The 9859-nt window shown below is 73.1% G+C and carries 10 protein-coding genes and 2 pseudogenes; 2 read left to right on the forward strand and 10 right to left on the reverse strand.

Annotated elements, in window-relative coordinates; all coding sequences use genetic code 11:
• Nucleotides 1-48: 48 nt before the first annotated feature.
• The 3 genes and pseudogenes from ACZ3YL_RS17590 to ACZ3YL_RS17600 form a co-directional block, all read right to left on the reverse strand.
• Complete coding sequence (locus tag ACZ3YL_RS17590; RefSeq protein WP_465658232.1) at nt 49-231, reverse strand: DUF397 domain-containing protein; 183 nt, start codon at nt 229-231, stop codon at nt 49-51.
• 21 nt (nt 232-252) lie between these two features.
• Nucleotides 253-462, reverse strand: a complete 210-nt coding sequence (locus ACZ3YL_RS17595) for a DUF397 domain-containing protein (RefSeq protein WP_465658234.1) — start codon at nt 460-462, stop codon at nt 253-255.
• Between the two features lie 31 nt (nt 463-493).
• Nucleotides 494-1309: pseudogene (locus ACZ3YL_RS17600) on the reverse strand (helix-turn-helix domain-containing protein); the annotation flags it as partial.
• A gap of 146 nt (nt 1310-1455) precedes the next feature.
• Here ACZ3YL_RS17600 and ACZ3YL_RS17605 point away from each other — a divergent pair.
• A complete protein-coding gene (locus ACZ3YL_RS17605) occupies nt 1456-1878 on the forward strand; it encodes an ATP-binding protein (protein ID WP_465658236.1) in 423 nt (140 codons plus the stop codon).
• 13 nt (nt 1879-1891) lie between these two features.
• A complete protein-coding gene (locus tag ACZ3YL_RS17610) occupies nt 1892-2449 on the forward strand; it encodes a hypothetical protein (protein ID WP_465658238.1) in 558 nt (185 codons plus the stop codon).
• 230 nt (nt 2450-2679) lie between these two features.
• On the opposite strand, the gene ACZ3YL_RS17615 is transcribed toward ACZ3YL_RS17610, so the two are convergent.
• From ACZ3YL_RS17615 to ACZ3YL_RS17645, 7 genes and pseudogenes are all read right to left on the reverse strand, one after another.
• Nucleotides 2680-3663 carry a transposase domain-containing protein gene (locus ACZ3YL_RS17615; RefSeq protein ID WP_465658240.1) on the reverse strand — a complete coding sequence of 328 codons (984 nt, stop codon included), beginning with the start codon at nt 3661-3663 and terminating at the stop codon, nt 2680-2682.
• 177 nt (nt 3664-3840) lie between these two features.
• The gene (locus ACZ3YL_RS17620; protein WP_465658242.1) at nt 3841-4638 is read right to left on the reverse strand and encodes a maleylpyruvate isomerase family mycothiol-dependent enzyme; all 798 of its coding nucleotides are present in this window, start codon (nt 4636-4638) and stop codon (nt 3841-3843) included.
• 249 nt (nt 4639-4887) lie between these two features.
• A complete protein-coding gene (locus ACZ3YL_RS17625; protein WP_465658244.1) occupies nt 4888-6120 on the reverse strand; it encodes a sugar ABC transporter permease in 1233 nt (410 codons plus the stop codon).
• Nucleotides 6117-6902 (reverse strand): ATP-binding cassette domain-containing protein, encoded by a 786-nt coding sequence (locus ACZ3YL_RS17630; protein WP_465658247.1) that lies wholly within the window; start codon nt 6900-6902, stop codon nt 6117-6119. Before ACZ3YL_RS17630 ends, ACZ3YL_RS17625 begins: the two co-directional genes overlap by 4 nt.
• A 22-nt stretch (nt 6903-6924) precedes the next feature.
• A complete protein-coding gene (locus ACZ3YL_RS17635; RefSeq protein ID WP_188305489.1) occupies nt 6925-8022 on the reverse strand; it encodes a sugar ABC transporter substrate-binding protein in 1098 nt (365 codons plus the stop codon).
• Between the two features lie 336 nt (nt 8023-8358).
• On the reverse strand, nt 8359-8724 hold the full coding sequence (locus ACZ3YL_RS17640; protein WP_465658255.1) for a hypothetical protein: 366 nt from the start codon (nt 8722-8724) through the stop codon (nt 8359-8361).
• 190 nt (nt 8725-8914) lie between these two features.
• Nucleotides 8915-9859 (reverse strand): annotated as a pseudogene (locus tag ACZ3YL_RS17645) (hypothetical protein); the annotation flags it as partial.

The raw sequence follows: 9859 nt of genomic DNA on the forward strand, positions 1-9859 counted from the left end.
GCTGTAGCTGCTCTTGCGCCAGGTCAACACGGTCGGCTCCTTGGAGTTCTACGCCGGGAAGTCGCCCTCGCGGACGCCCGCCACGAAGGCTTCCCAAGCCGAGGCTGGGAAAACGAGGGCCGGGCCGTGGGGGTCCTTGGAGTCACGTACGGGGACGAGGTCGGGGAATCCGGGGGCCACCTCGACGCACTGTCCTTGCTGGGCGCTGTAGCTGCTCTTGCGCCAGGTCAACACGGTCGGCTCCTTGGAGTTCTACGCCGGGAAGTCGCCCTCGCGGACGCCCGCCACGAAGGCTTCCCAGGCCGAGGCCGGGAAAACGAGGGCCGGGCCGTGCGGGTCCTTGGAGTCACGTACGGGGACGAGGCCGGGGAATCCGGGGGCCACCTCGATGCAGTCGCCGCCGTCCGGGCCGCTGTAGCTGCTCTTGCGCCAGCCTGCCGCGTTGAGCTCGTTCTGCATCATCTCTGAACCCTTCCAGCGCCTCGGCGATCAGCGCCAGCGAATCGGTCGCCGTGAGCGCATCGCCACGAAGCCGATCATAGCGCCGCCGGTGCTCGGTGACGACGGCCGGATCGTCGCTGGGACTGCCCATGTCGAGGCTCTCGGAGTACACCGAGTGCTGCCCATCCGGCATCTCCAGAAGGACCATTGAGATCTTGATGATCGTCGAGCGAGCCGTGAACGGCACCACCTGGATGACGATGTTCCCGCGCCGGGCAACCCGCAGCAGGTGCTGCATCTGTCGCACCATCACCCACGGTCCGCCGACCACCGACCGGATGGCGCTCTCGTCCAGGAGGACAACCAGCTGAGGCCCGCCCGCGGTGAGGAATCGCTCCTGCCTCGCAAGCCTTGCGGCGAGCCGCTCCTCGATCGCCTCGGGTCGTTCGTCGGTTCCGCCCGCTTCGAACATCGCTCTCGCGTAGTCCCTGCATTGCAGCAGCCCGTGGATGTAGTTGGCCTGGAATACATGGAGCCCCACCGCCTCGGCCTCCGTGTCCGCATGGGTCTGAAACCAATTCGGATGTTCGACCTGGGCGTTCCAGTCCACCTTTCCCCAGAGCCGCCTCAGCGCGTTGCCGGTGTTGAGTAGCTCATCGGCCATCTCCACCAAATCCGGCGGCATGCGGCGCTGGCCGGTCTCGTACCGGGTGATGTTCGTCCGGCTGCAGTGCAGGAGCTTGCCCAGCTCCTCCTGGGTGAAGCCGGCCAGCTCCCGGTAGAACCGCAGCTCCTCACCGAACAGCTCCGCCGAACTGGCCGTCAACTCCCGCTTGAACCGCCGATGTGCCACAGCCGGCCCCCTCACGCACAACGTGCCTCTGGCACCAGATTTCGGCCATCACCGTACCTCCGCAGCCTCGATGATTGACACCAGAACGCAATCATTTGCATGCATAGCGTGATTGCGCACTACCCTCGCGCTCCCTCATCCGCCCCCCGAGGAACTTCGCCGTGCTCGTTTCCCACCGCCCCCGCACGTTCGCCGCCCGCCTCGACCCCCGGACCGAATCCGCCCCGCTGGCCCGGCACTTGCTCCGCGCCTACCTCGCCGGCCTCCCCGCCGGCGACCGCTACCGCGACATCGCCGAACTCCTCCTCGGCGAACTCTTCGCCAATGCCGTCCAGCACGCCGGCGCTCCCGCCGACCGCCTGATCGAGGTCCGCTTCGCCCTCGTCTGCGACCGCCTGTGGATCGAGGTCCACGACGTCGGTGCCGGGCGGCCCTCCGTCCGCTCGTCCAGGCCGGACGAGGAGTGCGGGCGCGGGCTGCTCCTCGTCAACGAACTCGCGGAGCGCTGGGGTTGCTGCCCCCGTTCCGGTGGCATCGGCAAGTTCGTCTGGGCCCTCATCGCCCCCACCTTCACCCTCGCCTGAAAGCGCGCCGCCGATGCTCCCTCCCCTCCCGACCCTCGCCCGTCACGCCCTCGCCCGGGGCCTGACCCCCGCCGAGGCCTACGCCCGCCTCGCCCGCCGCTGCGGCCGGCCCCTCCCGGCCGCCCGGGCCGTCTGCCTCGCGCTCGACATCCCCCTCGCCGAGGCCACCCGCCGCCTCGACGACTGCCATGACGCCCTCCTCGCCGACCTCCGCCCGGGCTCCGAAGCCGACACCGGTGAACTCCTCGAAGCCCTCGGCGTCTTCGACATCCCCAAGACCCTCACCCCCACCGGCCTCGCGATCGTCGACCTCTTCCTCACCGCCATCGACGCCATGGGCGGCATCCGCGCCGGCCACCAGCACGGCCTGGCCCGCTGGTTCACCACCGGCAACCTCACCGCCGCCTACCTCTCCCTCACCGCCGCCCGCCCCCTCCCCGCCACCGGCGACCCCACCCGCTACTGGACCACCCTCGTCACCGCCGGCGAACTCCTCGCCGCCGAACCCGCCCCCGACCCCCGCATCAAACTCGCCCTCACCCACTGCCACACCCAGGCGGCCCGCCCATGAGCGCAGGAGTCGGCCCCGCCGACTTCCAGCGCTCACGGGACCGGCCGGGGTGGTCCGGTGCTGCTCGCAGGCCTGTGAGCAGCACCCGGGGACGTCGCGCGGTGGACGGGCTGGGCCGGGGCGCGGTCCCGGCCCGGAGCGGGTCAACCCCGGTGCCCCGCCGCACCGGTGAGGCGGCGGGGCACCGGGCTCCAGTTCCCCGAACGATCCGCAGCACCGCGACCGCCGAGTCATCGGAACGGGATGCGGCTGACAGGGGAACATCGGACCGACACCGGTGCGTGCGCTCGTACAGCGGGCGCCGGGCATCCTGAGCCTGTTGCGGTCCGGCCCGCTCCGTCCGCCGCCACTCCACGAACATTCCTGCCACGGCGCGCAGCGTGGCGATCAGGTCGGCCACCCGCTCCGGCGCACCACGCGCCCGACACCAGGCTCGGACGTCGTCCTCGGACGGGGGTGTGTGGGCGTTCGACAGGCGGCCGGTGCCCAGGGCGGTCGCCGTGCTGCGGGGGGACTTCGGCTTCTTCGAGCCGTGCCGGCGGCCGACCGCGGCCTTGTCCATCCCGGACCGGATCCGCTTCCGGGGAGCGGCTGGGCGGTTTCTTCACCATCCGGGCCTGCTCGCGCCGGCACCGGGCGGGCAGCAGGCGGTGCCGCGGTTCCTCGCGGGCTTCGACCAGGGCGTGCTGCAGCCCGGTGGCGGTAGCGGTGGCGGGGGCCGGGGCGGCGACGGTGCGGCGGATGACCCGGACGGCGGCCAGGCAGGACACCCGGTCCGGGAGCGGGCGGCCGGCCCTCTTCGCCCGGAGCATGTGCTGCTTCCTCGGCAGGGTCCCGGAGATGAACGTCCCGTCCGGCAGGTCGTGCTGTGTGCGGGAGAGCGGGTCGGGCGGCGACCGGGCCGGCAGGTGGGCACGAGGCGTTGGGGGGCAGGGCCCGTCGAAGGTGGTGGCGTTGCTGCGGGTGTCCGGCACGTCGATCTGCGGGCCGTCGGTCGCCGGCAGCCGCACGGCCTCCTCGTACGGCTCCCGAGCGATCAGGCACAGCGTCGGTATCAAGCACACGACCAGGCGGGCAGGGAGTGTTCGACGCCGTCGCTCGCCCCGGTCGTGTGCGGCCATCACCGTGTCCACCGGTTCCGGTGTGGACGCCTCGGTGAAGGCGCCCGGCCTCAGCCGGGGGACCGGCCCCTCGACGATCCCTGCCCGACCCACGGGTTCGGGGGCCGGAGGCCGCGGGAGCGCCCTGGGCCCGGCCGCCTCGGGCGGTGCAACGCTGGTGGCGTGACCCGACGGATTCGGCGCTGCCCGTGGTGCCGGGCGGTGCTGGCGAAGGTCGCGCCCGCCTGGCAAGACGTTCTGCGGGACGCGGCCGGCCGCGCCCGCTGCGTCCTAGTGCTCCGGCTCCCAGGCGCGGAGCAGGTCGAGCAGCCCTGCGTCTCCGTCAACGTGCAAGGATTCGGCCTGGATCCGGTCGTAGAAGTAGAGGACCAGCTCACTGGCCGTGCCGTGGACGGAGGCGCCGGCTGGGTCCGGGCCCTCGCCGGTCGCGGCGGTGGGCGCGGGGATGCGGGCGGAGCGTGCGCCGTTGCCGTCGACGGTGAGGCGCCAGGAGCGGCCTTCGGCGGCGTGGAAGTCGAAGGTCGTGGGCTCGTGCGGCCAGGCACTGGGCGTCGCGACGCAGGTGAACAGGAACTCCTCCACACCGTCGAGGGCCACCTCGAGCGGCAGCGGCTGCGGGGCGCCCCCGGCGAGCTGGGCGTCGTAGGTGTGCACCGCGCTCTCCTGGGCCCGGTGCTGGGCGACCCCGCCGGAGGTCCGGGGCGTCTGCCGGCCACTCCACCACGCCCAGCAACCGCTCTGCGGTCCTGCCTCGCGCAGGGCGCTCAGCAGCAGCTGCGTCGACGCTTCCAGCCAGGCCAGCAGGGCCTCACGCTCGCGCGGCAGTTCCAGGGCGGCGCGCGCGGCGGCGGCCTCGGCCGGGGGAGCGTCGGCAGGCCCCGCGCCGACGATGGCGGCCCAGAAGCGGTCTCCCCCGCCCAGGTGCTTCACCAGATCGAACAGCGTCCACCCGGGGCACGACGGCACCGGTGCGTCGAGGCTGGGCGCGGCGGCGACCGCGGCGCGGAAGGCCGTTGACCCTTCGTCGATCAGTCGCAGCAGGTCGGGGAACTCAAGATTCTTTTGCACGCGGGATGTCTATCACCGCGCTCCGGTGGCCGGACAGCGGTTTTCCACAGTCGCCGCCGGCCGGCCGTCGCCGATCCCCTCGCCTCCCACCGCCAACGCCGCAGGCCCGAGTGTTCGTCGGGGCGCGAGGGGGCGTTCGGGGGCCGGCTGCCCGCAGTGAGGGGGAGTGCCCGCGGACGTCCGGGGCCCGACGTCGAAGCCCCGCCGCCTCGGTGGAGCGAGGCGGCGGGGCCCGGGGGGAGGGAGGCGCTAGCGGCGGCCGGCGCCGGCGCGGGTGCGGCGGGTCACGGAGTCCAGGACGACGGCGGCCAGCAGGACCGCGCCGGTGATCATGTACTGGATGGCCTGGGCGGCGTGGACCATGTCCAGGCCGGTGGTGATGGACTGGATGACCAGGATGCCCAGCAGCGCCGACCAGGCGTTGCCGCGCCCGCCGAAGAGGCTGGTGCCGCCGATGACGGCGGCGGCGATGGCCATCATCAGCACGTTGCCGCTGCCGAGTTGCTTGTCGGCGGAGCCCTGCTGGGAGGCGTAGAACAGGCCGCCGAGGCCGGCCAGCAGGGCGGAGAGCATGAACACCGAGATCCGGACCCGGGCGACGTTGACGCCCGCGCGCCGGGCGGCCTCGACGCTGCCGCCGACCGCGAAGACCTGCCGCCCGTAGCGGGTACGGCGCAGGACGAAGTCGGTGGCGACGACGGCGCCGAGCAGGACGACCAGCGACAGCGGCAGCCCGCGGTCCTGGTTGAGGGCGTACGCGGCGGCCAGGGACAGCACCGCGAGCGCTCCGGCGCGCAGGGCGGTGTCGGCGAGCGGGCGGGCGGCCAGGCCCGCCGCGGAGCGGCGGCGGGCGGTGCGCAGGTGGGCGAGGAGGTAGAGGGCGGGGGCGAGGACCGCCAGGCCCCAGGCGTAGGCGATGTCGCCGTCGCCGAGGAAGGTGGAGTCCAGGCTCGCGACGATGCCGCCGTGGTGGTTGTTGACGGTGCCGCCGTCGCCCAAGACCCATTCCTGCAGGCCGCTCCAGGCGAGCATGCCGGCCAGGGTGACGACGAAGGCGGGCACGCCGACGCGGGCGAACAGCAGCCCGTGCAGCAGGCCCATCGCGCACGCGCCGCCCAGGGCGGCGGCGATGGCCAGCCATTCGGGCCAGCCCTGGTGCACGGCGAGGACGGCGGTGATCGCGGAGGAGGCGCCGGCCACCGAGCCGAGGGAGAGGTCGATCTCGCCGAGGATCAGGACGAAGACGACGCCCACCGCGATCAGGCCCGGGCCGGCGATGAAGCGGGTGATGTTGGTGAGGTTGTCGGCCTGGAGGAAGTGGTGGGTGACGGACTGGAAGACGATCGCGATGACGACCAGTCCGACGACCACGGGCAGGGAGCCCAGTTCGCCGGAGGCCAGCCGGCGCCGGGCGGCGTCGGCGCGCCCGGCCCAGGTGGGGGCGGGTATGTGCAGGCGGGGGTCGGTGGCGGGGGTGGTCATGCGGCGTCCTCCTCCTCGGCGCGGCGGGCCCGGCGGCGGGCGTGGGCGTTGTCGTCGGCGCCGGTGATGGCGGCGACGATCTGCTCCTGGGTGGTGCCGGCGACGGGGAACAGGCCGTTGTTGCGGCCCAGGCGCAGCACGGCGACGGTGTCGGCGACGGCCCGTACGTCGGCCATGTTGTGGCTGACGAGGATGACGCCGAGGCCGCGTTCGCGCAGCCGCTCCACCAGGTCCAGGACCTGGGCGGTCTGTTCGACGCCGAGCGCCGCGGTGGGTTCGTCCAGCAGCACCACGGAGGGCTCGCCCACCAGGGCGCGGGCGATGGCGACCACCTGGCGCTGGCCGCCGGAGAGGGCGGCGACGGGGGCGTGCACGTCGGGGATGCGGATGGAGAGGTTGTCGAGCAGTTCGCGGGCGCGCTGCTCCATGGCGACTTCGTCGAGCAGGGTGCGGCGGGTCTGCTCCCGGCCGAGGAAGAGGTTGGCGATGACGTCCAGGTTGTCGCACAGGGCGAGGTCCTGGTAGACGGTGGCGATGCCCAGTGCGGTGGCGTCCTGGGGGCGGGCCAGGCGTACGGCCTCGCCGTGCCAGGTGATGGTGCCCTCGTCGACGGGGTGGACGCCGGCGATGGTCTTGACGAGGGTGGACTTGCCGGCGCCGTTGTCGCCGACGAGGGCGAGGACCTCGCCCGGGTGGACGGCGAGGTCGACGTCGCTGAGGGCCTGGACGGCGCCGAAGCGCTTGGAGACCGCGCGCAGCTGGAGGAGGGGTGCGCCTGACACGTGAACCACCTAGATCGTAGGGCTACTTGAGGCCGGCGGCGGTGCAGGCGGCGGCGTAGTCGGCGATGCAGATGTCGGAGACCTTGTAGAGGCCGTCGGCGATCACGGTCTGGGCGATGTTGGCCTTGGTGACGACCTTGGCGTCCAGCAGCTTGGCGGGGATGTTCTTGTCGGTGGAGCTGTCCACGGTGGTGGTGGCCACGGACTTGACGTCCTTGCCCTGGAGCAGGTCGACGGCCAGTTCGGCGGCGCTGTCGGCGAGCGGGCGGTAGGCCTTGTAGATGGTGTACGCCTGGTCGCCGGCCACGACGCGCTGGATGGCGTCCAGGCTGGCGTCCTGGCCGCCGACGGGGACCTTGATGCCGGAGCCCTGGAGCTGGGTGATGATGGCGCCGGCCATGCCGTCGTTGGCGGAGTAGACGGCCTGGAAGCCGTTCTTGCCGAGCTGGGTGACGGCGGCGGCGGCCTTCTGCCCGGCGACGGTGAGGTTCCACTGCCCGGACTGCTCGTAGACGACCTTCTTGATCTTGCCGTCCAGGACCTTGTGGGCGCCGGTCTTGAACTGGGCCGCGTTGGGGTCGGCCTCGTCGCCGTTGATCATGACGATGTTCGCGTCCGCGGCCTGCGGCCCGAGCGCGTCCAGCAGGGCCTGGCCCTGGAGTTCGCCGACCTTCTCGTTGTCGAAGGAGGCGTAGGCGGCGACCGGGCCGGTGGCCAGGCGGTCGTAGGCGACGACCTTGACGCCCTTGGCGGCGGCCTCCTGCACCCAGCCCTGGGTGGAGGCGGCGTCGAAGGCGTCCAGGATGATCACCTTGACGCCCTGGGTGAGCAGGGTGTCGAACTGCTGCTTCTGCTTGGCGGCGCTGCCCTCGGCGTTGTTGTAGAGCACCTTGCAACTCGCGCACAGGGACTTGACCTTGGCCTCGATGAAGGGCCGGTCGAAGGACTCGTAGCGTACGGAGGAGGCGTTCTCGGGCAGCAGCAGGCCTATGGAGGTGGTGTCGCCGGAGGCGGCGGAGTCCTTCTTGTCGCCGCCGGCCTTTCCGCAGGCGGCGGTCATGGAAAGGGCCAGTGCGAGGCCGGCGGTCGATACGAGGGCGCGACGCAGTAGGGCGTTCATCTGTTGCCTCTCCCTGGGGACGCCGCGACGGTGCGGCGGGGGGTGGGGGGAGTTAAACCTGGCCGCGTACATGGCGTCAAGAAGTAAAACCAGACTCCGGGCCTTCCGCTGCTATTCGTTATCTTCGTGAACGCTTTCCGCCTCGGCGGCGTGTTCACTTGCCAAACTGGGCGCAATACGGTAATGCCCCGGCGCCGCCCGGGTGGGGCGGTGCCGGGGCGGGCTTCGCGCCGGGCCGGGCGCCGTGAGGCTGGGGGTGGGTGAGGGGCGGGAGAGGGGTGGGGCGCCCGCCGTCCCCCCGATGCGGCGGGCACCCCGGATCCCGGTGACCGACCGTCAGGGGCGGTCGAGGGTGATGGAGTTGATCGGACCCAGGTCGTAGTAGACGCCGTTCTGGGCCGGGATGTCGTACACGCAGTTGCCGCCGCCGTAGCTCAGGCACAGGTGGGCGTGGGCGCCGCCGGTCTGGTTGTTCAGCACCCAGTGGTTGCCGTTCTGGCCGCTCAGGTTGTGGGCGCCGTAGCTCCAGTACACCGCGCTCGGGGAGGAGGCGGGGTTCTGGTCCTGCGGGTAGACGCACACGGCGCCGGACGGGCAGCCCGCCCACGAGCCGTCGGCGGCGCCGGCACTGCCGGTGCCCGCGGTGGTCAGCGCGGCGGCCGCGATCCCGACGGCGGCCAGGGCACGGGTGATCCTTCGCATGGGGTTCTCCCTCGCTGGTGGAACGGCCCTGACGTGGGGTCGGGGCCAGTGCTCGCCAGCCTAGGAACGCGCAGGCCGCAGCGGTCCCTGACATCCGACAGGGGCGCGTCGCCGCGCTGCGGGCGCCGCCCTGTGCAAGGGGGCCGGGCGGCGGGGGCCGGGCGGCGGCGGGGGGCCGGGCGGCGCACCGCTACCGCAGGGCGACCCCGGGGGTGAGGTGCAGCCGCTGCGGGCGGGCCGGGGCGCGCAGGCGCTCGGGCGCCACCTGGTCGCGGCGGGCCTGCCAGGCCAGCAGTCGGGCCCGGTCCTGCTCGTCCCCGGCCTCGTCCGGGGCGGCGGCCGGGCCGCTCTCGCGCAGCAGCACCCGGGCCGGGCGGTCCTCGCCGGCGGGCAGCACGTCCAGCACCAGGAAGTGCGTACCGGGCGGGAACACCACCTCGGGATCCCCGTCCTCGGCGATCACGGACGTCCGGCGGCCGGTCGCGGACCACACCAGGAACTCCACGTCCGTCCCCGGCACCACCTCCGCCTCCGCCGTCCCCACCACGGGCGCCGGCTCCACCAGCAGCGTGCCGCGCGCGTACTGCCCCAGCACGCCCTCGCCCGCCTCGGCACCCAGCAGCACGGCGCCCCGGTGATTGGGCAGCCGGCGCAGCCCCGACCCCAGACAGGCCAGGTAGCAGGCCAACGGCCCGTCGCCGGCACCGGACCGGCGCGCCGCCTCGACCAACTCGGCGCGGTGCACCGGGATTCCGGTGTCGGCGTGGTGCAGGTAGACCGCCGCCAGGTCGTCCTTCAGGTCGTCACGGGCCTGCGCGCGCAGCGCCGGCATCCGCAGCGCGGCCTGCTCGGCCCGGCTGGCGTAACGGTGGAAGTGCGCACCCAGCAGCGCCCGGAAGGCGGCCCGCTCGGCGGCCGTGGACACCCGCCCGGCGGCGGCGGGCGGGACGAGGAGCCGGGGTATGGCGCGGACGGCCTCCGGGGCTTGCGGGGCTTGCGGGGCTTGGGGGGTGGGGGAGTTGGGGGTTTCGGGGCCGGTCGGGTCGGGCGCGGGAGTGAGGGTGGTGCCGCTTTCGGGGGAGGGGGTGGCCTGAGAGGTCTGCGGGGCAGGGGAGTTGGGGGCGGTGGTGCTCTC

It is taken from the genome of Kitasatospora sp. NPDC023176, from assembly GCF_055560495.1.

Excerpts from the sequence above, each read along its gene's own strand:
- ACZ3YL_RS17610 (WP_465658238.1), top strand. The coding sequence starts at position 1,892 with ATGCTCCCTCCCCTCCCGACCCTCGCCCGTCACGCCCTCGCCCGGGGC.
- ACZ3YL_RS17625 (WP_465658244.1), bottom strand. The coding sequence starts at position 6,120 with ATGACCACCCCCGCCACCGACCCCCGCCTGCACATACCCGCCCCCACC.
- ACZ3YL_RS17635 (WP_188305489.1), bottom strand. The coding sequence starts at position 8,022 with ATGAACGCCCTACTGCGTCGCGCCCTCGTATCGACCGCCGGCCTCGCA.
- ACZ3YL_RS17595 (WP_465658234.1), bottom strand. The coding sequence starts at position 462 with ATGATGCAGAACGAGCTCAACGCGGCAGGCTGGCGCAAGAGCAGCTAC.
- ACZ3YL_RS17640 (WP_465658255.1), bottom strand. The coding sequence starts at position 8,724 with ATGCGAAGGATCACCCGTGCCCTGGCCGCCGTCGGGATCGCGGCCGCC.